Consider the following 23,549-nt stretch of genomic DNA (forward strand, 5'->3'; position numbering starts at 1 on the left):
GGCGGGACGAGAGCCGTCCGCCGGCCCTTGCACAGTGGACCGTGAAGACGACTCAGGACTTCGCCACGGCCTTCACGGGTACACGAGCGATGTGACGCAACGAATGGCCGCCCCGGTGCCGGCAGGATCACCCGGCCGTATCGGCCGGAGACTCCCACTCCAACGCATCCCCCAACCTCCTCCGCACCGCCTCCCCGCCGACGTCCTCCACGTACCCCCGCGGCCCCACGACCACGAGCAGCACCCGCGCCCGCGACAGCCCGGTGTAGAGCATCTTCCGCGCCCGCGCCGCGTCTCGGATCCCGTTGACGGCGAGCACGACGACAGTCCGCTCGAGTCCTTTGAACCCAAGCACGTGCCCGTAGAACGCGTCCTCGCCGGCGAAGAACCCGTCCCAGTACTCCTTGTGCCCGGCGACCTCGACCGCCTCCACCTGCAGCGGGTGCCGACGCCCGGTGGTGAGCAGGGCGATCTGTCCGGCCTCCCACCCTTCGTCCAGCAGGGCGTCGACGACGTCATCGGCGGCGCCGAGGGCCGCGTCCGCAGGAACGTCGACGACGCGCACCGGCGCCCCCGCCCATCCCCGCGGGCGGGTGATGCCCTCGTGCAGTGCGCCGCAGAGCTGGGCGATCTGCTTGGTGGAGCGCAGGTTCTCGTCGAGCTCGATGACGGTGAGCTCGACGGGCGCGGTGCCGGCGCGGGGGAACACCCGCTGACCGTCGTCGGAGAACACGGCGAGGCGGCCGCCGTCGGGGTCGCCCAGGCAGCGCAGCAGAGCCGCCCACCACTCGTCGCCGAAGTCCTGCGCCTCGTCGACCACGACGGCGTCGAACAGGTCTGCCTCGGCGCGCTGCGCGGCGAGGGCGCCGAGCTCGCGCGGCAGGCGCTCCTCCCAGTCGGTTGGGTCGGCGTCGTCGCCCGGAGCGGCACCCCAACGCACCGGCAGCTCGTGGAACAACCCGACGTACGCGGGGCGCTCACGCACCGGCCACGCCGCAGTGGTCCGCTCGAGATACCTGGCCAGGCCGCGGGAGTAGCACATGAGCGCGACCCGCTCCCCCGCTCGGGCACGACGGCGGGCGTGCTCAAGGGCGAGCCACGTCTTGCCCGTCCCCGCGCCACCGACGACATGGACCCGCCGGACCGCGTCGAGGAACCGCATCGCCTCCGCCTGCTCCCGCGTGAGCCGGTCGAGGTGGTCCTCGTACTGCGCAGCGACGGCGAGGGCCTCCGCCTGGGACGGGAACCCACCGGTCAGCCACTCGACCAGTGCCTCGGCCGCAGGTTCGTCCAGGGGCGCGCGACCGACCCCGTGCTCGTCGATCGCCCGACGCGCGAGGTGGGCCGCACGCCCGCCGTCGGCGACGTCCGCCCGGTCGAGCAGCATGGTCCTCGGCAGCTCTGGCGCGTCCCAGTCGGTCGGGACGAACGTGTGGGGCAGGGCGACGAGGTGCGCCGTCCGGGTCCGCGCCGCCGCGAGGCCCTGCCGGGCGAGCAACGCCAGCAGGGTGTGCTTGGCGTCCTGCACCTGCCTGACAGGGTCGATCGCGTGCCGCCCGGCACCCGATCCCTGCCACCACTGTCCGTCGGCCCGAGCGACGTGCCCGCCCTTCACCTCGATCGCCGCGACGCCCAGCCCCGGCCACACCACGAGCAGGTCGATCTCACGCTCCTTGGCGCCGTCCTGCAGCGCGGTGCCGGCGAGCACGACGACGTCGTCCGGCAGGTGGTCGCGCAGTGCCTCGAAGACGGTCTGCTCCGCTCCGCCGTCGTCCGGGAACAGCGGATGCTCGGGATAGGTGCGTGCCACGGTCATGGGCTCCTCGGAGGGACGTCACTTGCCCTATCGGCAAGCCGAGGCGACGCTCAAGCCTCCGTGCGTGAGCAGCAAGGACAAACGCGCGTGCTGCGGGGGCGATGGGGCCGACATGTGTGCACCTCTGTGTGCACCAAGCCCTCGACGGGACCAAGCGAAAGGGCCGCCGATCCGGGCGTCTGCCCAGTTCAGCGGCCCTCTGGCCTCTGTCGGGATGACAGGATTTGAACCTGCGACCCCTTGACCCCCAGGCTCCTGCTCGTCGCACGGCGCAGGCTTCAACGAGAGCGTTCTCGCAGGTCAGGGGCCACGGCAGTCCACCAAAGACCATCTTTGCCCGCTTGCATCTGGCCTACTTAGGCTAACGGTTAGGCAAACGCCTACCGGCCCGATCTGGGGTCAGCGGAGGAGGTGACGAGGGTGGCACGACAGCGCAGGGAGCGCGGGGACGGTGCTGTGTTCTACAACCGGCAGCGCAAGTGCTGGGTTGGCCAACTCGACCTCGGCACCGATTCCACCGGCAAGCGCGTCCGCCTCGCTGTCGTCGGGTCGACGCGCGAGGACGCCAAGTCGAACCTCATCGCTCTCAAGGACTCTCATCGCAAGGGCATCGACCTCACGTCCCGGCGCGTGACCTTCGACGAGGTCGCCGAGCTCTGGCTCGCGCGGGACGTCGAGGGTCACGTCTCCGACGACACCCTCTCGAACTACGCCTCGCTGCTTCGGGGGCGGATCTCCCGTGCCATCGGGACGACGCCGGTGACGCAGCTGCGCGCCGCGGACGTCGAGAAGATGCTGCTCGAACTACAAGAGCTCGGCCGTTCGGCGCGGTACATGCGTCTGGCACGCAACCTCACCGAGCGCGTCCTCGACTACGCCATGCGCCGGGACGTCGTCGACCGCAACGTCGCGACGAAGGTTCGTGCGCCGACAGGACCGACGGCGGAGCGCTACGGCCTGACCGTGAAGCAGGCCCGCCGACTCTTGAAGGTCGCGGCGAACGACCGCTTGGGCAACCTCGTCACCGTCTCCCTGCTGCTCGGCCTGCGGCCCGGAGAAGCGGCCGGGCTCACCTGGGAGCACGTCAAGCTCAAGGGCAAGCGCCCGACGCTCACGGTGGCCGCCAGCCTCCGCCGCACACCGATGGGCGCAATGGTGCTCGTCCCGCCGAAGACACGCACCAGCCACCGCACGCTGGAGATCCCTCCCCCGGTTGTCGAGGCGCTCAAGGCTCAGCACGCCCAGCAGAAGTCCGACCGTGAGACGGCGGGACGGGGATGGCAAAACTCCATAGGCCTGGTCTTCACCACGGACGTCGGCACGCCCTTGGATCCGTCGAACGTCCGAAGGACCTACTCCCGACTTGCCGAGCAGGCCGAGCTCGAGCACTTGCACCCGCACATGCTCCGGCATGCCGCCGCCAGCCTGCTCTCTGCTGCGGGCGTCCCCATCGAAGACATCTCCGACACGCTCGGGCACCGGTCGGTAGCTGTTACAGCCGAGGTCTACCGGCACCCCATCGCACCCGTCCGGTCCGGACACATGGCGGCGATGAACCAGTTCACCCCGGCGAAGCGGTCTCGTAGCGCACAGGCGTCGGCGCAATGAGGGGGTCCCGCCGCCGTCATCCGCACCACACCCTGTCGTCGAGGCGATACGGGTAGCCGTGGCGATGACGCCGTCACGCAGATGAAGAGCCGTCATCGGCTCGGCTATCAGTTCGAGCGACCCTGAGGCTCTTCGATAAGGAGGTGGTCCCATGGCCAGCACGAGTCCCCTTCGCCTCGTCTCGACCAGTACCGCACCGTCGCGCCGACGGATCCGCGAGGCGGAGCAGCCGATCATCAACATCACACTGCAATCTGACGAGCGGCGTGTGTTCAGCATCCCGGAGGCTGCTGCCGTTCTGGGTATCGGCCGAAGCAAGCTGTACGAGTTCGTCGCCGCAGGCGAGATCCGCACGATCCACATCGGCAGACTCTGCAAAGTACCCGTCGATGCTATCGACGAATTCTTGGCCTCACGGCCGTCGACGCCCTCAGCACCGTCGACCCCCTGATCGAGGATCGTGCGACGAGGAATGACCATGCTCATGGGGCGTGTCGGCCGCCGACGCACGACTGTGGCGTGGCGCCAGCTGCTCATCTCGAGCGAGTCGACGCAGGGTCCTGGAATGCGCAGGGCGGCGTGACCGGACGCCGCGCTGCTGACCGACCATTGCCAACACCCGGCGTTGCCGCTAGGACTGAGGCGTGTTCCCCTACGAAGTCCTCGAGGCTTGGTTCGGCACCGACTTCGGCCCCGCCACGCCCGAGGACATCAGCCGCCTCAGCGGCCCCCAATGCGTCGACCTCGCTGAGCACCTCCGGGGCGCAGCACGGACGCCTACGGCTCTCCCCAGGGCGACCCGTCCCGGTGAACTCCGACCCAACGTCACGACAATGCGTGCCCTGGACCTCGCGTGGGGTCCCAACAACCTCATGGATCGCGTGTGCACGCTCCTGACGTACGCCCGAGCCGCGACGGCGTTCGATCCGCTGACCTTCACGGTCGAGGAGTGGGCGACGGCACCAGGCTCAGGCTGGGACCCAGCGGAGCTGCGTGAGGTGCTCGCGGGTGCGGCGGGCGCCCTCGTCGAACTATATCCGCTGGTCGCATCAGGAGCCCTTGACCTGCTGCCTCCGGCAACCTGCCGCGACTTCGCTGACGGGTTGCCCGCGTTCGAGGTCGACTCGGAGTTGCTACGTCGCTACTCCGAGAGCGGCCTGAGCGACGCGATCGGCGACTTCAACCGGGACCTTGGGGGACGGCACCCCACGGGCCGCTTCCGCGGCTACCAGCACCTGTGGGAGATCCGCCAGGATCTCGCACTCGTGGAGCGCTACCCGCAAATCTTGCAGCCGTTGTTCGTCGCGGGGTTCGACGCGGACTTGGCTGGCCTGCTGCTCGAGCGACCCACTTCGCCCTCGGAAGATCACGTCGCGGCACTGGCAGGCTTCCGTTTCCCGACCTACCAGGTCACGGCTCGAAAAGTCGCCGAGCTCCGCGGCCTGGACGAGTTCCAGTCATGGTTCCAGGCCCTGTCCGTGGCACTCTTGAACGTGGATCTCAGCGCCCAAACGGTGCGTGACGCCCAGGCTTTCGTACACGACACCCTGACCGGGCCGGCGCAGGTACTGATGAAGTCGTTCGAGTCGCACGCGTGGCGCGAGGTTCGCCGGACTGGAGTGGAACGGCTGGTTGTAGGCGCCTTGACCGGCCTCGCCTCGGTGTCGGTCGGCGCCACGCTGACTACGTCCGTCGCGACAGGAGCAGCCAGCGCAGCGGCGGGCACAGCCTGGAGCGGGTTTCGTGCCCGGGGGCGCAAGACAAGCCTGGACGTGCCATTCCTGAGCATGCGACCCGACCCGGACGGGTCCGCCAAGCCCGCCGTCATCTTGCCGACCGGACCGCTCTTCTGACGCGCTGACGTCGCCGTGATCGCCCCGCGAAGCGGTGGTGCTGAGCCACCCTCCGGCCGGCGCGCGCAGCGGCTCCCAACCTGGCCACCGGCCTCGGCTGCGGACGGTGACCCGCTGAGTCGGCGGGGCGGCGTGGCACGATGAGTTGACACTTGGGCCCAGCGCGAACCAACAAAGGGTCTGCTGCACGGATAGGTGACACCTGACCTGTGGTGCCGGAGGGCGCCACTGGAAGGATGAGCACCGTGCCCAGGCCCTATCCGATGGAGTTCCGGCGGGACGTCGTGGCGGTCGCGCGCCGCGGTGACGCGCCGATCAAGCAGGTCACGGCTGACTTCGGGATCGCCGAGTCGTGCCTGCGCAATTGGCTGCGCGATGCCGACGTGGAGGACGGCAACCGCCCCGGCTCGAGCGCGAGCGAGCCCGCGGAACTGCGTGAGCTGCGCCGGCGCAAGCGGCTGCTCGAGCAGGAGGTCGAGGTCCTGCGCCGGGCTGCGGCTTACCTGTCCCAGGCGCATCTGCCGGGAAAATGATCTACCCGCTCGTGACTGAGCTCGCCGGCGACGGGATCCCCGTCGCGGTGACGTGCCGGGTCCTCAAGCTCGCCCGCCAGCCCTACTACCGCTGGCTCGCCGCCCCGATGAGCGCCCGCGACCTGGCGGAGGCGTACCTCGCGAACGCGCTGTTCGACGCCCACCGCGACGACCCCGAGTTCGGCTACCGGCTCTTGCGACGAGGCCGCCCGTGCCGGTCTGGTCGCCTGCGACCGGCGGGTGTGGCGGATCTGTTCGGGCAACCGGTGGTGGTCGGTGTTCGGCAAGAAGCGCTCAAGGAACGCCAAGAAGGCCGGCCCGCCGGCCCACGAGGACCTGGTGCTGCGCCGGTTCACCGCCGCCGCGCCGAACCGGTTATGGCTCTGGGACATCACCGAGCACCCCACGAGCGAGGGCAAGATCTACCTTTGCGCGATCAAGGACGTGTTCTCCAACCGGATCGTCGGCTACTCGATCAGCGACCGCATGACCTCCCAGATCGCAGTGAACCCCCTGGTCAGCGCGGTGCAGCGACGCCGAGACGTGGCCGGATGCGTGGTGCACTCGGACCGAGGCAGCCAGTTTCGAAGCCGCAAGGTGGCCCGCGTCCTGGCTCACCACGATCTGGTTGGCTCGATGGGTCAGGTCGCCTCCGCGGGCGACAACGCCGCCATGGAGTCCTTCTTCTCGCTGTTGCAGAAGAACGTCCTTAACCGGCGCCGCTGGACCACCCGCGAGGAGCTGCGACTGGCCATCATCACCTGGATCGAGCGGACCTATCACCGTCGCCGACGCCAAGCCCGGCTCGGTCGCCTGACACCGATCGAATACGAGACCATCATGACCCCTCAGGTCGCACTCGCCGCCTGAGACCGACTGTCACCTATCCGTGCAGCAGACCCAGCGGCAACATCGAGAACTGGGATGACCTCTTGAGGAGGCGCCGCGACACGCAGCGGTCCGATGAGAGCTTCAAGGACTGGGCTAGTCGGTTGATCGGCGTCGCCCTCAAGGAGGACTACCCCGACGTCGTACAGCGCATGGCTGAGGCGCAGATCGCACCGGCAGGCGACCTGCCGACCGTGGTCAATGAGATCCTTCGTCGGGCTGCACGGACCCGATGGCCGGATCCGGGAGTCCCCGGGGCCCTCCGGCCCGAACCTTCCTAGAGAGCCCCTGTGCATTCGGTCCCAGAACACTATCGGCCGGAACGATCCACCAGCCTCGCCACCCGGAGACCGCAAGCCGCGTGAGCGCCAGTTCCTAGGCTCAGAAGCCCACGGACAGCAGGCGTCCTTCAGCTCGGCGTACTCGCTGGCCGTGACCGAGTCGGCGAACGTTGCTCGAGGAGAAGAACTACTGACCCGATCCGCCCCGTCGTCGATGCGGTTCCAACCTCACTCGACAGGGTTCTTCGGCTTCCGCGATGCGATAGCGATTCCTGCCGCATCAGGTGCCGCCGGTGGACCCAGCCGCCGTTGCCGTGGTCCTCCGCTGCCCGGGTCGTCAGACGACTCCGACCTCGCGCTGAAGACTCTCATCAACTTGGCCGAAGTCTCCTCGTTGAGCAGAAACGGATTGGCTTCAAGCATTAGCTTGATGCGTTCAGCAAACTGCTGAGCCGTCAACTGCTCCATCGCGCTCGACGCTTCAAGCGATCGGTCACCATCCTCGACTTGAGCATTGCGGAGGATTCGTTGCTGCTCCTCTTGAAAGGCCCCAGCCGCGAGCATCGCTAAGAATCGCCGCTCCCACTCGGCGCGGCTCATGGTAATCCTGGTATTCGCGTGTGCGACCTCTGCTTCCGCTGCGGAGGCGACGAATGTGGCCTGGTCCAGCGCGGAAGACTCGGCAACCGCAACCTGGCTGCTCGCCTTGCGCGGCGCGGGAACACGTTTCCACGCAGATTTCACGCTTGGGACAGCCTTCTCGCTCCACCATCGCTTGACGTGCGGCGTCGCCTTGACGACGCCCCGAACGATGCCAGCCAGGATCAGGCCAGCGATCTTCTCGGCGAGCTCTCGCTCCTCTGGTGTCAGCTCACGCGGCGCCTCGTACACGTAGCTCGACGAGTAGTTCTCTTCGGGCTCGTCCACCCAGCGCCACGCGGCATGCCCTTTGAGCTCGTTTGTGCCGTCTTCGAAGAGGTGCCCAACGACAGCGCCATCAACGTTGCGCGATGTCCCGAGGTGCTGCCCCTCGGGGACAATTGGCTCATAGGGCATGCTCCGAGGGTACTGGCGGCCACTGACAAGCCGGAAGCCTCATCCAGGACGTATCCCTCGGTCCCCATCAAGGTCCGCATTTGCCGTCATCGTGAGCTTCGAGCGCAGTGATGAACTCGAACTTCCGGGACGCGGCGCCCGAAGACGGGCGTGGTCGCCCGCCATCAGGTGCCTGGACAACATCAGACGCGCGATCCATCTGTCCCCGCCGAGAGCGCCGCCGGATGCCGCCAGGCAGGGCTCGCACAGCCAATAGGCACTAGACCGGCACGAAGCGGCACCAAGGCGTGCAACGATCACCCGCATGGCCGACGCCGACGTGTGGAAGCAGGTTCCCGAGGGCTGGCCGGAGGTCGACCCGACCCTGATCGCGGCGGCGGCGACGAAGTCGATGGAGGCTCTGACCAGCGTCACGACAAGACGCCCGATCGACCGGGTTGCCAGCTACTACGACCGGACCGGGGACTACGTCGGGGGCCAGTTTCGTCGAACTACACCCGAACGACCCGAGCGACATCACCGCCGTCGATCTACACGCCGTGACGCTCATGAAGGTGGAAGTCGGGTCGGGTGCGACGCGCCGGATCCTCGAGGGCAACACGCACCGGCCCGCGATCCTTGAGGCACTCGCGGACGTAGACCACAAAGACCTTCTGGTCGCTGGACCTCTCGACTTCCTCGCGATGGAGCGGCTGTACCTCGCGGTCAAGGCCGCGTTGTCGGACCCGGCCACGAGGAACCCGAATGCATGGGTGACACCCTCGAAACTGTGCGCTCGGAAGCGATACGAGCTGTTCCCAGTCCGCGACGAGGTCGGCTGCGAGTACCTGGGCCTTATCCCGTCCGCGAGGGGCGAGAAGGACAGGGGCGATTACCGGATCGACTCGCAGGTCTATCGGGCCCTCATCGGCACCCCGCAGATCATCGAGGCGATCGACGAACTCGCCGACGCCCTGAAGGCGGGGCTGCCGGACCGGGATGTGCGTGGGGACACGAGTCGGCTACGGCTCCTGGACGCGGCCCTGTGGATGTGGGCGCCGAAGAAGAAGCGGCGGTGACCGTCGCCACGACGGCTAGCGCGCCCTGGCCACCCGGTCGACCGCCGTCGTTGACGCTCCTACAATTCGCGGGCCCTAGCCCGGCGTCGCCGGGCGCCGCGGCCCTATCTTCCACAACCGCGCAGTTTGGAGAGCTGGTGGCCGGGGGTGGGTGCGTGGATCCACCCTTCCTCCTCCGCTGATTGGACCTGGTCCTGCTCCGGCAGAACCGTCTGACCCATGGCGACAGCCCGCGCGGTCAGCGCTGCGACGAGGGCGTCGAAGACGTGCTCGTTTAGGAGCGCGCCGGCCAGCGCAGGCATGACCTGGGCGTCCAGCGGCTCGATGAGTGGCGCGAGGTCCCGCTGGGTTGGCGACAGGCGCCAGGCGTGACGGCTGGCTGCGGGGTACACCTCGGCCACTAGTGCTCTTCCTGCGCGCTCAGCAGCCGAGGGCCCGTGGGCCGCTGCTACGGCGGCGAGGATCCGCGCGGCCCGCAGGGGGGTGCTGCCGAGCTTGTCGGTACTGACGGACAGCGGCCGCCGGCCAGCGGCCACCTGCACGTGGCCTGTGACTCTCAGGCGCAGCTCCGCCGACGACGGCAGCGGGTCAGGGAGGAGACGGTGTGCGGCGTGGGCGCTGACGTAGTCCACGAAGGCGCGCGGCCAGCCGAGGGGGCAGTCGATGCCGACCTTGCCGCCGGCTTCGGCGACCACCGCGCACACCGCCAGCACGTCGGCGTCATCGGCCCCGCGCACGGCCTGCACCACCACCGGGGCCCGCCCTGACCAGTCGACAACGACCGCACCGGTCTTGGCAGGCTGCGCCGCCAGGTCGATTCCTGCTGTGAGCATGCGACCTATAATCGCGCACCTCCTGCGCGTCAGTAGAGCGCCATGCACTGCGACGCGCACGACCGGAGAGCGGACGGCTTCAGGCGCTCGCGGACCTGACCGTCGGACCCCGCTGCCGCGGCGCGTTTGTGGAGCCACTTGTCGGTCGGACGATGTCCCGAGCGAGACGGCCCATATTCGCGGGTTGGCGGCTGAGGTTGCGCTTGTCCCCGGCCGCCCTCGCCATCTCACGTAGTGGGGCTCCGGCCCCGGCGACTGAACATGGATGCCTCGCCGGCCTCAGTGTCCACCGACTCGAAGCGCCACCTGCGAACGACCCATCGTCAACGCTATGGGGGCCTACGCGACCTTCACCGTCGGCGGGAAGAGGTCAGCCAGAACCCGCTGCGCGGCTACCAACTGGTCGAGGTCCTCGACCGAGAGCGCGGCCGACTCGAATGGATCGGCGCCCAGCTGCGGGAGGAAGTAGGCCCTCTGCCCGGGTTCGATGACGATGCGCCAGTCGAGGTCGGCGGCATAAACGGCGACGGCGTCGACTCTGCGGTAGGCCCTGACGGCAGCGACCAAACGCGCCAAGCGAGGATCGTGGAGTGGGTCGGCGACGCCTCGGACGACCACCTTCGCGAAGTTGTCGCTGGCCGCGGTCTCTAGGTCGAGGGTGTCCAGCGCCAGCTCGTGGGCCGTCTTTTCGCACCACAAGCGGTCGTCGACGAACTCGATCGCTTCGAGAAAGTCCGTAGTGAGCTGGTCGCGCGATACCTCGTGACCGACGATTAGCGAGACGTACGCCGCGCTGTCGTCGGTGTCAACGAGGAGGCCCCGATCGAGCGCGGCCGCCAGCGGGGACTGCCAACGGATGATGCGCTCTCGTCGAGACGAGCCTGGGCGGAGGGCCAACCAGCAGAGGGCACTGCAGATCTCGGCGAAGCCGTCGGTGATGTACTCGGCGAGCTCGGCGGTGCTGAGTCCCGCGCGGTCGAGCCAGCCGTCCCGCTGGCCGGTCCCGACGATTGGCGCGAACCACCGGACCCACAGGTCGTCGAGGTCGGCGGAGTCAAGTTCGCTCTGCTGGTCGTCGTCGATGGCCCGCAGGTACAGGTCGGCGAAGACCGTGGCCACCGCCTGCAGGTTGAGTAGGGGGGCCAGCGGGTTGACCCAGGCGAGGCGTGGGTCCGTCTGGGCCGAGGCCCAGCGTCGAAGCACGTTGCGGGTGCGCACTCGGATGCGGGCGCTTGTGCTCCACCTCACGTGGGCTCGCTCACCGCGCTCGGTGTGCTCGCGCACCAGTCTGGCGAGTACCGATCCGCCAGCACGGCTCTGCAGGCGCTCCCCCGCCGGGGTCCGCTCCCGCATCGCATCGAGCAACTCGACGAGGGGGTCGGTGAGCGTGTCCGTTCGGGCCCGTGCGGCCACGAGCCTGCCGTAGGTGCCGGCGCGCGGGTCGCGGCCGAGCGTCTCGCGCTCGAGGCGATCCCAGAGGTTGTCGGTGTCGCTGGAGGCGACCTCGTCGCCGACCACGCTGCTGCCTCCGGCCGTGGCCGTCGGGATCTCGGCCGCGTCCATGACGAGATTGCGATGCAGGTATAGCAGGGCCCGGCCGAGAGGAGTGTCGAGCTCGGCACCGGTGAGCTCGACCGGTCGGGACGATCCGCCGGCCTGCGTGGCGGCGAGCGTGCGAGCAAGTGCGTCGGGGTCCTCCAGCACCACCCAGTTCGAGAGCGTCTCCCCCGCCTGGTCTTCGATACGCACGAGGGGTCCGACGAGTGCTTCGGCGGTCGTCGCGGCGCCCATCCCAAGGACGAGTGCGCTGCGGTTCTGGTGGTCGGCGAGTTGCCAGCCCTCTTCTGCTGCCGGCTCGGTCTGAGCCCGGATCCTGCCCTCACCAACCAGCGTCGCCCGCTGTAGACGAACCTTATTGGTGTGGGCGGGGGTGTCGTCGGCGTCGTAGGTAATCTTCTCGAGCTCGTCGAGGTTGAGCGGTATCGCGTGGACGCCGGGAGGAAGGAAGACGCCTCGCAGGTGCTCGGCACCCAACTCCGCGAAGACGGCTAGCTCGACGTTGGCCACGCCCGGCGGAAGCGTCAGCGCAGCACGCGAGAGGTTCGCCGAGCCCGAGAGCATCCAGCCCCGGTCCGCGGCCACGGCACCGATGAGCTTGGCGTGGGTGAAGCGGTCAGGCTCGTACGCGTACAGCTCGACCGCGCAGCCGGCCTCGCGAAGCCGCTGGCGGAGGGCGGCGCCGGCCACCGAGGTGGTCGAGGTCATGTAGAGCCGGAGCAGTCTCGGTTGGAGCCGCTGTACGAGGGATCCAAGTGCCACGGCTTCCTCGTCGAAGAAGGGCGCAGTCGCGATCAGTTCGTCGATGGGCCCGTCCGCCGCTGCCGCCACCTTGTCGCAGAAGCGGGGTCCGAGCGGCGCGTCGAGGTTGTGCCACACCGGGCTGTCTGCGACGGCGGTCAGCCCTTCGGGCTTCGGGAGGCGCTGCTCGAGATCGGCGAAGCGCTCGGCCAGCAGGGTGTCGCCGGACTCGCCGACGAGCCGGCGCATCCAGGACCTCCAGGTCGCCAGCGCGGTGTCACCGACCGGGGTCCCGCTGGTGAAAGAGCTGAAGACCTCGCGGCCGGCGTCGATACCATCGGTGGAGAGATTGCCGGAGCCGACCATCAGCGTGGCAGTGCGCGCTCGAACCGCCAGATAGGACTTCGGGTGGAAGCGGCCGCTGCCCACCTGGACTCCGCGCAGCAGCCAGCGGCGGTTGACGGCTCCGAGAGTGTCGAGTCGCTCAGCAGGGATGGCTTCCAGCGACTCGTCCAAGCGACGCTGGTCGGCGAGCACGACGGCGTTTAGCGGACTGTCGCCGAGGCGTCGCAGCAGGTATTCGTTGAACAGGCTCAGCTCGATGTTGAATGTGGTGGCCCAAAGGGCGACGCAGTCGCCTCGAAACAGTTCGGCGATGGGGCGGATGCCCTCGACGCCTGTCCCACTCACCCGAAGACCTCGGCTATGAAGGCGGTTCCGCGAGCGGTCAGTTGCGCCTCGTCTGAGTCGCTGCGAGTGCACAACCCTAGGTCGAGGGAGATGAGCGCCAACGGATCTTTGCGGATCGCGGCGAGCGGGAACCGGCCGATGCCGTTGTCGTAGAAGCGCATCCGGCCGTCCTCCCACCGGAAGCGGAAAGTGTCCTCGGGCAGCTTGGAGTAGGCAATGCGCTCATGCACGCGGATGACGTAGCGCTGCACGAGATACCACAAGGTGTCGGCGACGGTCGGCCCTTCGGCGAGATGGGTATGGAGAGCGGCGAGGACGTCGACGACAGAGGGCTGCCAAGCGGAGCGGACCGTGGCGGTCTGGGTCCAGCCGGGGTCGGCCCGGCCGTAGGCGCGGCGATGGAGCTCCAGCAGCACGATCAGGCCGCTGCTGGCTGTGTTGAGCTCAACCGTGGCAGCCCGCAGGCTCTCGAGAGAGGTCGCAGCGAGGGTCCCGTCGACGCCGGGGAGGGTTACCTGTCCGCCCTCAACGGCAGCGGCGATCTCGACTGTAGGAGCCGCAGCGTCGAGGGGCGGCGGTCCGGCGACCAGCGATCGGGTGAGGTCCCCCGTCTCGGTCCAGGTCAGGCCCTCACCAGTAGCCCGCGCCCGGTCCAAGCCGGCCCGGCCGAACTCGGCCCAGATGCTGCACAGTGCGTCCTGCCAGACATCCTTGGCGACGAGCCCCGCCCACTGGCCAGCCACGACCCGGTGGGCGTCAGACCGCGCCGCCGACGACGACCACAAGGACTCGCGGAACGCGGACTCGTCCCCGACGATGGTCGGAGCCGCCTCGATGAGGCTCAGGTAGTGAGCGAAGCTGGCCCGGCGTTGGGCGACCGCTGCCTCGGCGTCGAGAACAAGCGGCGGTACCTCCTCGCCTTCCGGTGCTGCGCCGGCATCGCCGGGCGCAATTGCGGCGCCGGCGTACTCGTCGATGGTGAACAGCGCAGCGTGAACGGCGTTGCGCTCCTCGGGCCGGGCCCGCAGCTGGCATAGGCAGGCGGTTTCGGCCAGCTCGTCAAGCACGTCAGCCGGCAGCGGGTCGCTGGTGAACATCCAGTGCTTGACGTAGCTGGTGTCGGTCACGGCGGCGCTGAAGGTCTCAACAAGACCTCGGGCGCGGTCGGTGTCGTGCAGGACGTCGATCGGGATTGGGCCCTCTCCAAGCGGGGTGCCCGCACGGGCGACGAGTCTGAGCTCGGCCATCGGTGAGCGGTAGTAGAGCCCGTAGCCGCCCAACGCGCTCTTCACCGACTCCCCGCGCGGGTACGGGCCAGCCTGGGCCACAACGCCTCGCAGGCTGAGGGCACCCACCGGGCTCGAGCCACAGTCGTGCGGGCAGCGGAGCACTGCAAGGCCGTAGTCCCACTCCCGGGCCTTGATGAAGCTCGAGAGGGCACTGCTCTCGGCCTTGAACTTCCGCTCCCGGTACGTGTGCAACAGCCAGGCATGGAACGAGAAGTACCGGGCCCGCCGGGACAGCTCAAGGATGCCCGGGAGCAGGATCGGCGTCAGTCGGTCCTGTGTGGTGGTCTGCAGGCCGAGCGGGTCGCGCCCCTCGCGGACATCGAGTGAGCGCTGCAGCCATAGGGGCGTGCCCGGACCGGAGCCGGCGGGGGCAGGCTCAGTCGTCGTCACGATTCGTCCCGCGCAGGCAGCTGCTCGACGTAACGGCGCCGGAGCTCCGCCAAGGTGGCCCACTCGCCAGCGGAGTCCTGCGCACTCCAGAAGATCCACCCGTCGGTGGCGAGGACGCCCTTGCTGGCGTCGGCGCCCGCGACGGAGGTCTTCGCAGCCCTTCCGGCACCCGAGGGCGTGTAGGAACGGCCGCCGAGGACAACGGCACCCTGGGGGTCGACGACGGCCTCGAACGACACGCCGCGGAATGTCGCCCGTACCGGCGCCGGGGGGCTCAAGAACCCGTCAGCCACCATGTCAGCCAGCGAGGTGGTCGTCTCCCCGGACGACCGCTGCCGCCTCGCTGCGGCCTTCTTGGCGCGCTTCTCCGTGCCGACGGTTGTTCTCTCGAGCGACGGCAGCTTCTGTGCTGCCGGTGCCGATGCCGGCGCGGTGGAGGTCGACTTCGCGTTGTCCTGAAGGCGGTTCCGCAGCGAAGCTAGCGACACGAGCGATCCAGACCCTGAAGGAACCCCCCAGAAGTCCCAACCATTGCGATTGGACCCTGCGACGACGGTGGCAGCCTCCGACACCGCCTTGTAGTTGGCGTTGCCGATCTCGAGCGAGCCGTCGCCGAGCACCGTCGCCACCGTCGTGAACTTCGTCTCCATCGGATGCAGGCCACCTCCAATCGACAGGAGCTTGGCGTCGATGAGGTCGGAGACGGTCTCGTCGTAGCGGCGGCGCTTCCTGGTGGGCTTCGCTGATAGCTGGTCGAGTGTGTCCGGGGACGCGCCGAGCACCCGTAGCAGGCCGGCGACCGGACCGACGCATGCCTCGAGGAAGGCGCGCTCTGACGGGTGGAGCGTTTCGTCCTTGGGCTGGGGCTTGTTGATGAGGGTCGCGGCGGGGGCGTTCTTCAGCAGGTCCCAGAGCCGGCCCTCGAGCCATCCGACCTCGGCGGAGTGGAAGGCTTCGCTTGCGTCGCGCGCCACCAGGAGCGCCCGGGTCCAGTGGACCTTGTTCCTGTGGTCCGGGCCCTTCAGCCGGCTCCGTAGGCCCTGCAGCGCAGCCTTGCCCACGTAGGCCTCGTATGTCCCGTCCGCGGCGACGGGGCCGAGAAGGAGGTAGACGCCGGCGACGTCCCACTCGTCGCTCAGGTGTCCGACCGAGTCACGCTCGACGACGGCGAGGCGCAGCGCGGGGTGCTTGCAGACCACCGTCGCCGGTGCACCGGGAGCGACCGGAAGGCTCAGCCGTCCCAGGAGTGCGTCGTCCGTTGTCACGCGGCTCCGTCCCCTTCTTGCAGGCTCGCCGCGGCGGCGAGTTCCGCTGCGGCAGCGGTCTGCTGGCATGTGTAAAAGGGACTCTCCTGTGCGGAAAAGGTGCGGCTGCTGTCCGCACAGTCGACACTATGCGTACTCAACTGCCAAGAGAAGTGACGTTCGTGGTTTCAGACCTTCTAGGTGGGGTGTTGCCCCCATCATCGCGTCCTCGAGCGGGAGTTCAGCTGACTTCCACTCGGACGTGGGTCTCCCAGCGGCTGGGTACGTAGGAACGCCGCCAGGTCTTCCACCCGAACAACTGTATGACCCCGGCCAAGGCGCCGTCGCCTTGTCATCTCACCCTGTCCGTCCTAGACGTCACCAGCACTCATGACGACTCGGATCGGACTCCTCAGCGTTGCTGAGTGTCAACCCGCACGCGCTGCACACCGCCCGTTGTGCCTCGCAGGCACAGGCACCGCACTCCGGGCAGAGCGGCGCGTGGCAGCGGCGACACCAGCTGGTCTGGTCGTCGGTCTCGAACACGTGCTCGCATGCAGGACTCGAGCACTCGCGCTGCTCCTTGGACCAGCGCGGTGCAACGTACCGATGCAGTGGCCTGACTACGGCGAACGCGTACTCGCCATTGGCATCGAGTGCCAGCGACGCGGCCAAGCCGTCCTGGATATACCCGGACCCTGCCTCAAGGCCAGGGAGCAGCGTCCCGGACACCTGCCCGGACCCCTCGGTGGCTCGGGTTACCAGCGCTGCGAGGGCTTCCTGCACGGCCCCACGACGCGGCGCCATGACGGTTCCCACGGACCTGGCGAATACCACGCACCCATCCAGATCGAGGACCGCAACGGCGAGGTTGTCCGCAGGCTGTGCGTCGCTCAGCGCCCGATAGCCGACAGCCGAACGCGACACGGACGGGTGCGCCAGATGTGCCTGCGCGAGATCCGCGGCGGTGACATCCGAAGCCGAGAAAGCTGCCTGGTCGCCAGGGATGAGGATTTCGGCGGCAACGGCATCGGCGGTGCCCTCGTTGAGCAGTCGGGCCTCGCGTTCCCCCATCGTGACCCACACGTCCGCCCAGGCAAGGTGGGTGCGCTGCAAGTGGTGGGCGAACTCGTGCAGGATCGTGAAGTTGTCACGGGTTGACACGCCCGACGGGTGCACGACAATCTGCGGGCCGCGCGGCCCGTCGTGCCGGTAGTAGCCGGAGACGCCACAGTCTCCGGGCGTCACGGTGTCGAAGTGGACTTCAACCTCACCGACGATGCCTAGCTCTTCTGCAGGGTCGTCCGCCAGCCGAGCGAAGTCATAAACGCGCCGGCCAGCCTCGAGGTCGAGCAGCGCGTCGGCGATCTCCCGATGTGCGTGGCGAGCCGCCATATCTCGGAGGTCGCGGGCCATCGCAGCCTCACTCGCACAGAAGGCGAGCGAACGCCGCGCGGACCAAGTCGGCCGGAGAGTTCGACGACCGCGCGGCGAGCGCGAACTCCGTGGCAACGAGGTCACGGGCCGATGCCTCGCCGATGGCACGAGAAGCCGCTACCCGTAGAACGTCGCTCTTCCACACCGGGTCCAGGAGGGCGGTCGTGGCCGTTACGCGCGTCGGCGAAACGAGCTCGGTGACTGCCACTTCGAGGTCGGCTGCGATGGCCTCCGCCTGCTCCGGTGCAAGGGGGACCTCGCCCAATTGGAGCGCGACCGCTTCGCCAGCGTCTACCTCGAGCACTGGCTCAGGCGGGTTGGCGTCAGGCCGTGGCGGCCGGCAGCCTCACGATCAAGCCTGAGGTCCGTCGCCGTCGGCGCTGGCCACTGCATCAGGCAGATCGCCTCCCAACGGTCGATCATCTCCTCGTCCTGGGCGCGCTGCTGGGCCGGGTCCGACGGAGGAGCCGCGATCGGTAGTGGAGGGCTCTCGTCCTCGTCGAGCGCGTCCTCGATCGCGACCATGAGGCGGGGTGTGAGCAGCCGGCCCAGGCGGCGGTGCAGCAACGCGTCACCGACGCCCGTCTCGCGGGTGGGCCAGATGCTCACGGGCACGCCGAGCGGGCTGTCCTCGGTCAACAGAGCTGGAGAGTGGCTCGGCTCGGACGGAAGCGTCACTGGCCACATCAGGACGTAGTCACGCATGTGTGCGGAGATCACGCCAAGGCCCAAGCCGATTCCGTCCCACGACAGCAACCACAAGTCCCCCGCAGCGACCCTGTCGGGCACGCCGTTTGGTCCAGACCTCCGGGTTCACGACGCCGGCAGGTGCTTCGGTCAGGGAGTATCCGGCCATCCGGTTCAGTGTGAACCCATCTTCCTAGTGGTGCCGTCCGCGCGAGGCCGGTTCTTGTAGTGGTCGAGAACTTCCGTCCTCAAAGGCTCGGGCAGGGTGACCTGGAACGGGCAGAGTCCAGGGTCCCCAGTTAGCGACTTCTTCACCGCGCGGAGGTAACGGTACGTCCAGTGCCCATCCTTCGTGAATGGCAGGTCGGCGCGCTGAGGGCTCTCCAGGTCCTCTGGCTGGGCTCCCGTCGAAACCCGCGCCATACCCTTCCAGGCTGCAGGGTCCCTCGGCTGCTCAGCCACGCACACCATCGGATGCGCAGCACGGAGGTCGTCCTGTTCGACGGTCGCCGACCGGTGGACCCGGTAGACGTCCCCGCGCTTGGCTTCCTGATTCGGCATAGAGCCGAAGGCACGGCAGGGCGGCTGCCCAGCGGGTGCGGTTCGACACGGACGCCCCTCTACGGAGTGATCCCTTGAAGGAGTAGGGCGCCGCCGGAGGTGCGTCTCTCCGCGAATCGGGGCGCGGCGACCGAAGTGGGCGGGATGATCCACATGTGACCATCGCGGCGCTCGTGATCTCGCTTCTCGCCCTAGCTGTGGCCGTGGCTGCGGCCTGGTACACCCGCCGACAGGCGAAAGCCGCGTCAGGAACGCTCGCGCTGGAGGAAGCCCGCCGTCACGACGAGGTGGTGCCACGCATCAGCGGGGAGGTGGAGCGGCTGAAGCACGCGGCCCCCTACGCCCGATTGTGTCTGCGACTGGAGACCTCGCCGGCGCTGACGGAGTTGCGGGTGCGCTTGCTGGACGCGCCGGTGGACGTGCAGTTCTCGTCGGGCCAGTTGGGCATAGACACGTCGAGTCGATCGCCGCACCACGAGGCCTTCGCACCGGTGCACAACGGTGTTGCCCTTAAGCCATTCGATCGCGCGACCTGGCAACTTGAGCTGAACGATGTCTCGCAACAGCGTCTGCAGATCCAGGCCGATGCGGCGGTCGGCGACGAGTGGTGGAGCGTCCTGGTGACGGTTGATGTGCCACCACCCACACCGAACTGAGCGCCCCCGGCGCCTCGGAGGGCGCCGAGCTGCGCGTTGTCGCGCACGCGACGCCTCCCCGTCAGTGCACCGGACCATCGCCGGTACGAGCTCGCGCTGATCTTCCGCGCACATGACCGCCGGGCAGCCAGCACATCTGTGCCTGGTGGCGTTACTCGCCGCCGGAGTGGCGCACCCAGGCGGTTCTCATTCATGCATCCACCGGACATCCAACTGCCTACGTCGCCGTCCCTGTTCGTCCAGGGCGTACTTAGGCCTACCGATAGGCCTACCGGACGCACAGAGGCCCGCCCCGCCGAAGCGGTGCGGGCCTCTGACCAGCATTAACACTGTCGGGATGACAGGATTTGAACCTGCGACCCCTTGACCCCCAGTCAAGTGCGCTACCAAGCTGCGCCACATCCCGATGGCCGACCGGCTACGCCGGAGGGCCTGGAGAACTCTATCGCAGCCTCGGCCCCACCGGGGACCACTCCACGCACCCAGACGTCAGCCGACCGCCCGCGGCGTCCCGTAGAGCACCTGCGCCCAGCCCTGCCAGCCGCGCTCCCACGGCCACCGGCCGGCGTCGTCGGAGACCACGAGCTGGAGCGCCGGCACCACGCTCGTCTCCGGGTGGCCGTAGACCGCCTGGGCGATGTCCAGGCGCTCGGGCTGGTCGACCGCGAGGAACACGCCCCGCTCCGCGCCGAGCTCCACCTCGTCGCCGAAGCCGAACCGCTCCCCCGCGCGCACCCGCGCCCCGACACGGTCGAGGTACTCCATGGCCCCGCACGAGTCGACCCCGCTGACCATCACCTCCGGGTGCCCGTGGTAGCGGGTCAGCCCCACCGTGTAGCCGTACGGCAGCTCGAGGCCGTCGCCCGGGACCGTGCACACCGCCCAGCCCGTCTCGGCGATCTCCTCCAGGTACCGGGCGCCGCGCGGCCGCCGCGCCTCCTCGTCGAACCAGGACCACTCGTCGCCCCACCGCGGTCCCTCGCCCCACGCCGCCTCGTCACACTCCACGCACATCGCGCCACCCCTCTCGTCGTGTCCTGGCCGCGACGCTACGACCGGGCGCCGACACGACCGGAGCGCTACGGTCGGACCCGCCCCTCTCCCCGAGCCGCGGAGGCCACGTGCGACGCACCGCCGGAGCCCTCGCCGTGGTCCTCCTGTGCGCGGGGTGCGCAGCCCCCGGCCCCGGACTCGACGACCGGCGCGAGATCGGCGACCTCGTCGTGGGGTGGTCCGAGGCCGACGACGACGCCGTGGTCGACATCGACGCACGCAAGCCGCGGCTGCTCACCTCGGACGCCGACCGCGACGCCTTCCTCGACGCGCTCCCCGAAGCCTTCACGCTCGACACCGCGCCCGTCGAGGAGGCGGACCTGGACGAGGTCGCCCTCCTCATCGCGTCCTACGGGCAGTGCACCGAGGTCAGCCAGCTCGTGGTGGACGAGAACGACCGGACCGTGCGCCTGCGCATCGCCGTCGAGCCCGACACGGTGTGCGGCTGGATGCCGCAGCAGGTGGAGGTCTGGTCCGTGGACCGTGACGACCTCGACGGCGAGCCGGCCGCCGGCCGCAGCTACGTGGTCGATGTGCTCGACGACGGGCGCTACCGCTGCTCGAACCCCGCGCCCTGCTGATCCGCCGCCCGCGCGCCGCTCGTGGCACTGCGGGCCGGCTGGCCGTCAGCCGCCCGACCGCTCCCCAGCGCGCTCGCTCCGGTGGCGCCGCGCCTCGCTGATCTGATTGAGCTCCGCGGCGACCAGGCCCAGCACCACGAGGTCCACGAGCACGCCAGCGGTCGCGGTCCACTCCTGGATCCGGAAGAGGAACACCTGCGTGAACAGCAGGCTCACCAGGACGGCGCGGCGGAAGAGCAGGTAGCCGGCCAGGCGGTCGCGGCGCACCACGACGAGCCCCGCGACGGCCAACGCCGTCGAGGCCGCCGCGCTGAGGAGCAGCCCTGCGAGCACCCACCAGAGCACGTCCGCGCCACCCCACCAGGCCGCCAGCCCACGGCCGACCGTGACCAGGGACGTGAGCACCAGCACCCCGACGGTCACCCACGGCACCCAGCGCGCGGTGACGAGCCGGCGCATGGTGCGCACGACGGCACGGCTCGCCGCGCCCACGGGGTTGGGCAGCTCGTGCTCGTCGTCGTCCACCACGTCGAGCACGGCAGCGACCTCGGCGGCGCCCCGCACCGGCCCGGCGCGCTCCAGCAGGTCCTTGGCCTCCGCCCGGGCGCTCGGCGTGAAGCCGCCCGCGAGCCCGGCGACCGCCTGGTCCGCGGCCGCCGCGAGGTACTCCGCGGGGTGGTGCTCGCGCCGGCCGTGCAGCATCTCGCCCAGCAGCACGAGCACCACGACCGTGCCGTAGATCAGCGCCGCCGTCGGTTCGTAGAAGTAGTCGTTGTCGGACGTGACGAACTTGCCGATCTCGTCGACGAACAGGCCGAAGCCGACGCCGCCGACGAGCGCACCCACGGGGCGCACGACCGGGCCGGCGAACGACAGCAGCAGCACGAAGGCGAGCGCCATCAGCAGGCCGCCCCACAGCACGTGCGCCACGTGCAGGCCGCCCCCGCCGATCTGCGGGTAGCCCGTGGCGGCCAGGAACCCGCGCGTGAGCAGCACCGCCGCGACGGTCGCGACGACGAACGTCGTCAGGTGCGACGTCGCCGCGGGGTCGCGGGGCAGGCCGAGGCGCAGCACCGGGCCGCGCGCGGCGGTCGTCTCCCGGCCCGCGCGCGCGGCTGGCGCCCGCGTCCCGGTCACCGCTTGCGCTTCTCCCGCACCCGCACCGAGATGGAGATCGGCGAGCCCTCGAAGCCGAACGTCTCGCGCAGGCGCCGCTCGATGAACCGGCGGTAGCCCGCCTCGAGGAAGCCCGTGGCGAAGATGACGAAGCGCGGCGGGCGCGTGTCCGCCTGCGTGGCGAACAGGATGCGCGGCTGCTTGCCGCCACGCAGCGGGTGCGGGTGCGCGGCGACGAGCTCGCCGAGGAAGGCGTTGAGCCGCCCCGTGGGGATGCGCATGTCCCACGACGCCAGGGACTTCTCGATCGCCGGCACGAGCCGGTCGCGGTGCCACCCGGTCCGGGCGGACAGGTTCACGCGCGGGGCCCACTGCACCTGCACGAGGTCCTGCTCGATCTCGCGCTCCAGGTACGGACGGCGGTCCTCGTCCATGAGGTCCCACTTGTTGTACGCGATGACCAGCGCGCGGCCCGCGTCGACGACCTGCGAGATGACGCGCGTGTCCTGCTCGGTCATCTTGGTGCTCGCGTCGACCAGGACGACGGCGACCTCGGCCTTCTCGATCGCGGCCTGCGTGCGCAGCGAGGCGTAGAAGTCGGCGCCGGTGGTCTGGTGCACGCGACGACGGATGCCCGCGGTGTCGACGAACCACCAGGTCTTGCCGCCGAGCTCGACGAGCTCGTCCACCGGGTCGCGCGTCGTGCCCGCCTCGGCGTCGACGACGACGCGGTCCTCGCCGAGCAGCTTGTTCAGCAGGCTCGACTTGCCGACGTTGGGGCGCCCGACGAGCGCGACGCGGCGCGGCCCGCCCGGTCGCGCCGAGCCCTTGGCGGAGACCTCGGGCAGCAGGTCGACGGCGGCGTCGAGCAGGTCGCCCATCCCCCGCCCGTGCAGCGCGGAGATCGGGTGCGGCTCGCCCAGGCCGAGGCTCCACAGCTCGGCCGCGTCGGACTCGCCGCGCGGGCCGTCGACCTTGTTCGCGGCCAGGACCACGGGCTTGCCGGCCTTGCGCAGCAGCCGCACGACCTGCTCGTCCGTCGACGTCGCACCCACGGTCGCGTCGACGACGAAGATGACGACGTCGGCCAGGTCGATCGCGATCTCGGCCTGCTCGGCGACGCGCGCGTGGATCCCCGCGACGTCGACCTCCCAGCCGCCGGTGTCGACGAGCGTGAAGTCCGTGCCGGCCCACTCCGCCGGGTAGCTCACCCGGTCGCGCGTGACGCCGGGCTTGTCCTCCACGACCGCCTCGCGGCGGCCCAGGATGCGGTTGACCAGGGTCGACTTGCCGACGTTGGGCCGGCCGACGACGGCGAGCACGGGCAGCGGGCCCGCCGGCGTCGCGGTGCCGTCGCCCTCGCCCTGGCCGTCGAGCAGGGCGAGGTCCTCCTCGGCCAGCTCGAAGTCGTCGAGGCCGGCGCGCAGCGCCTGCTCGCGCGCGAGCTCCTCGGGCGTCTGCGGCACCGAGGCGTCGGGCGCGACGAGCGCGGGGGCGTCGAGGTCGCCGTCGTACTCGCCGTACTCGTCGGCGCCCTCGGGAAGGGCTGCGGGCTCGGCGGGGGGTGCGGCGTCGGGCACGACGTCGTCGCGGTGCTGGTCGGTCATGGGCCCATCCTCCC

At 69.5% G+C, this 23,549-nt stretch carries 18 protein-coding genes, 1 tRNA gene and 1 pseudogene; 7 read left to right on the plus strand and 13 right to left on the minus strand.

The window, feature by feature from the left end; translation table 11 throughout:
* Nucleotides 1-127 precede the first annotated feature (127 nt).
* The gene (locus IDM29_RS00130) at nt 128-1,816 is read right to left on the minus strand and encodes a nuclease-related domain-containing DEAD/DEAH box helicase (RefSeq protein ID WP_223147790.1); all 1,689 of its coding nucleotides are present in this window, start codon (nt 1,814-1,816) and stop codon (nt 128-130) included.
* A gap of 456 nt (nt 1,817-2,272) precedes the next feature.
* On the opposite strand from IDM29_RS00130, the gene xerC reads away from it, so the two are divergent.
* The 4 genes and pseudogenes from xerC to IDM29_RS00150 all read left to right on the plus strand — a co-directional run bounded on the left by xerC (nt 2,273) and on the right by IDM29_RS00150 (nt 6,680).
* The gene (gene xerC / locus IDM29_RS17540; RefSeq protein WP_182113851.1) at nt 2,273-3,424 is read left to right on the plus strand and encodes a tyrosine recombinase XerC; all 1,152 of its coding nucleotides are present in this window, start codon (nt 2,273-2,275) and stop codon (nt 3,422-3,424) included.
* A gap of 151 nt (nt 3,425-3,575) precedes the next feature.
* Nucleotides 3,576-3,875 (plus strand): helix-turn-helix domain-containing protein, encoded by a 300-nt coding sequence (locus IDM29_RS00140; protein WP_182113850.1) that lies wholly within the window; start codon nt 3,576-3,578, stop codon nt 3,873-3,875.
* Nucleotides 3,876-4,068: 193 nt separating this feature from the next.
* Nucleotides 4,069-5,277: a hypothetical protein gene (locus IDM29_RS00145; RefSeq protein ID WP_182113849.1), complete on the plus strand. Its 1,209-nt coding sequence runs from the start codon at nt 4,069-4,071 to the stop codon at nt 5,275-5,277.
* 245 nt (nt 5,278-5,522) lie between these two features.
* Nucleotides 5,523-6,680: pseudogene (locus IDM29_RS00150) on the plus strand (IS3 family transposase).
* 527 nt (nt 6,681-7,207) lie between these two features.
* Here IDM29_RS00150 and IDM29_RS00155 read toward each other — a convergent pair.
* Nucleotides 7,208-8,035 (minus strand): hypothetical protein, encoded by an 828-nt coding sequence (locus tag IDM29_RS00155; protein WP_182113848.1) that lies wholly within the window; start codon nt 8,033-8,035, stop codon nt 7,208-7,210.
* Between the two features lie 437 nt (nt 8,036-8,472).
* Here IDM29_RS00155 and IDM29_RS00160 point away from each other — a divergent pair, with 437 nt between their 5' ends.
* A complete protein-coding gene (locus IDM29_RS00160) occupies nt 8,473-9,093 on the plus strand; it encodes a DUF6308 family protein (RefSeq protein WP_220458034.1) in 621 nt (206 codons plus the stop codon).
* Between the two features lie 104 nt (nt 9,094-9,197).
* On the opposite strand, the gene IDM29_RS00165 is transcribed toward IDM29_RS00160, so the two are convergent.
* From IDM29_RS00165 to IDM29_RS00195, 7 genes are all read right to left on the minus strand, one after another.
* Nucleotides 9,198-9,926 carry a DUF429 domain-containing protein gene (locus tag IDM29_RS00165; protein WP_182113846.1) on the minus strand — a complete coding sequence of 243 codons (729 nt, stop codon included), beginning with the start codon at nt 9,924-9,926 and terminating at the stop codon, nt 9,198-9,200.
* Nucleotides 9,927-10,265: 339 nt separating this feature from the next.
* On the minus strand, nt 10,266-12,914 hold the full coding sequence (locus IDM29_RS00170; protein ID WP_182113845.1) for a hypothetical protein: 2,649 nt from the start codon (nt 12,912-12,914) through the stop codon (nt 10,266-10,268).
* Nucleotides 12,911-14,593, minus strand: coding sequence for a hypothetical protein (locus tag IDM29_RS00175; RefSeq protein WP_182113844.1), 1,683 nt, complete (start codon nt 14,591-14,593; stop codon nt 12,911-12,913). The genes IDM29_RS00170 and IDM29_RS00175 overlap by 4 nt, the downstream gene beginning before the upstream one ends.
* A complete protein-coding gene (locus IDM29_RS00180) occupies nt 14,590-15,858 on the minus strand; it encodes a hypothetical protein (RefSeq protein ID WP_182113843.1) in 1,269 nt (422 codons plus the stop codon). The genes IDM29_RS00175 and IDM29_RS00180 overlap by 4 nt, the downstream gene beginning before the upstream one ends.
* 357 nt (nt 15,859-16,215) lie before the next feature.
* Complete coding sequence (locus IDM29_RS00185) at nt 16,216-17,253, minus strand: ImmA/IrrE family metallo-endopeptidase (protein WP_182113842.1); 1,038 nt, start codon at nt 17,251-17,253, stop codon at nt 16,216-16,218.
* A gap of 7 nt (nt 17,254-17,260) precedes the next feature.
* A complete protein-coding gene (locus tag IDM29_RS00190) occupies nt 17,261-17,578 on the minus strand; it encodes a hypothetical protein (RefSeq protein WP_182113841.1) in 318 nt (105 codons plus the stop codon).
* On the minus strand, nt 17,566-17,913 hold the full coding sequence (locus IDM29_RS00195; protein WP_182113840.1) for a hypothetical protein: 348 nt from the start codon (nt 17,911-17,913) through the stop codon (nt 17,566-17,568). The genes IDM29_RS00190 and IDM29_RS00195 overlap by 13 nt, the downstream gene beginning before the upstream one ends.
* Nucleotides 17,914-18,677: 764 nt before the next feature.
* Here IDM29_RS00195 and IDM29_RS00200 point away from each other — a divergent pair.
* Nucleotides 18,678-19,178 carry a hypothetical protein gene (locus tag IDM29_RS00200; protein ID WP_182113839.1) on the plus strand — a complete coding sequence of 167 codons (501 nt, stop codon included), beginning with the start codon at nt 18,678-18,680 and terminating at the stop codon, nt 19,176-19,178.
* A gap of 332 nt (nt 19,179-19,510) precedes the next feature.
* On the opposite strand, the gene IDM29_RS00205 is transcribed toward IDM29_RS00200, so the two are convergent.
* Both IDM29_RS00205 and IDM29_RS00210 read right to left on the minus strand, forming a co-directional pair.
* Nucleotides 19,511-19,584: transfer RNA gene (locus tag IDM29_RS00205), tRNA-Pro, on the minus strand.
* An 83-nt stretch (nt 19,585-19,667) separates the two neighbouring features.
* Nucleotides 19,668-20,192: a DUF4262 domain-containing protein gene (locus tag IDM29_RS00210; RefSeq protein ID WP_182113838.1), complete on the minus strand. Its 525-nt coding sequence runs from the start codon at nt 20,190-20,192 to the stop codon at nt 19,668-19,670.
* A gap of 107 nt (nt 20,193-20,299) precedes the next feature.
* On the opposite strand from IDM29_RS00210, the gene IDM29_RS00215 reads away from it, so the two are divergent.
* Nucleotides 20,300-20,812 carry a hypothetical protein gene (locus tag IDM29_RS00215; protein ID WP_182113837.1) on the plus strand — a complete coding sequence of 171 codons (513 nt, stop codon included), beginning with the start codon at nt 20,300-20,302 and terminating at the stop codon, nt 20,810-20,812.
* Nucleotides 20,813-20,857: 45 nt separating this feature from the next.
* On the opposite strand, the gene IDM29_RS00220 is transcribed toward IDM29_RS00215, so the two are convergent.
* Both IDM29_RS00220 and der read right to left on the minus strand, forming a co-directional pair.
* Nucleotides 20,858-21,949, minus strand: coding sequence for a hypothetical protein (locus IDM29_RS00220; RefSeq protein ID WP_182113836.1), 1,092 nt, complete (start codon nt 21,947-21,949; stop codon nt 20,858-20,860).
* On the minus strand, nt 21,946-23,535 hold the full coding sequence (der, locus tag IDM29_RS00225; RefSeq protein WP_182113835.1) for a ribosome biogenesis GTPase Der: 1,590 nt from the start codon (nt 23,533-23,535) through the stop codon (nt 21,946-21,948). Before der ends, IDM29_RS00220 begins: the two co-directional genes overlap by 4 nt.
* Nucleotides 23,536-23,549: the final 14 nt, after the last annotated feature.

Origin of the sequence: Actinotalea sp. JY-7885 (assembly GCF_014525465.1) — a bacterium.
In the GTDB taxonomy this organism is placed as follows: domain Bacteria; phylum Actinomycetota; class Actinomycetes; order Actinomycetales; family Cellulomonadaceae; genus Actinotalea.

Excerpts from the sequence above, each read along its gene's own strand:
- IDM29_RS00130 (WP_223147790.1), bottom strand. The coding sequence starts at position 1,816 with ATGACCGTGGCACGCACCTATCCCGAGCATCCGCTGTTCCCGGACGAC.
- IDM29_RS00140 (WP_182113850.1), top strand. The coding sequence starts at position 3,576 with ATGGCCAGCACGAGTCCCCTTCGCCTCGTCTCGACCAGTACCGCACCG.
- IDM29_RS00155 (WP_182113848.1), bottom strand. The coding sequence starts at position 8,035 with ATGCCCTATGAGCCAATTGTCCCCGAGGGGCAGCACCTCGGGACATCG.
- IDM29_RS00165 (WP_182113846.1), bottom strand. The coding sequence starts at position 9,926 with ATGCTCACAGCAGGAATCGACCTGGCGGCGCAGCCTGCCAAGACCGGT.
- IDM29_RS00185 (WP_182113842.1), bottom strand. The coding sequence starts at position 17,253 with ATGGCCCGCGACCTCCGAGATATGGCGGCTCGCCACGCACATCGGGAG.
- IDM29_RS00210 (WP_182113838.1), bottom strand. The coding sequence starts at position 20,192 with ATGTGCGTGGAGTGTGACGAGGCGGCGTGGGGCGAGGGACCGCGGTGG.
- der (WP_182113835.1), bottom strand. The coding sequence starts at position 23,535 with ATGACCGACCAGCACCGCGACGACGTCGTGCCCGACGCCGCACCCCCC.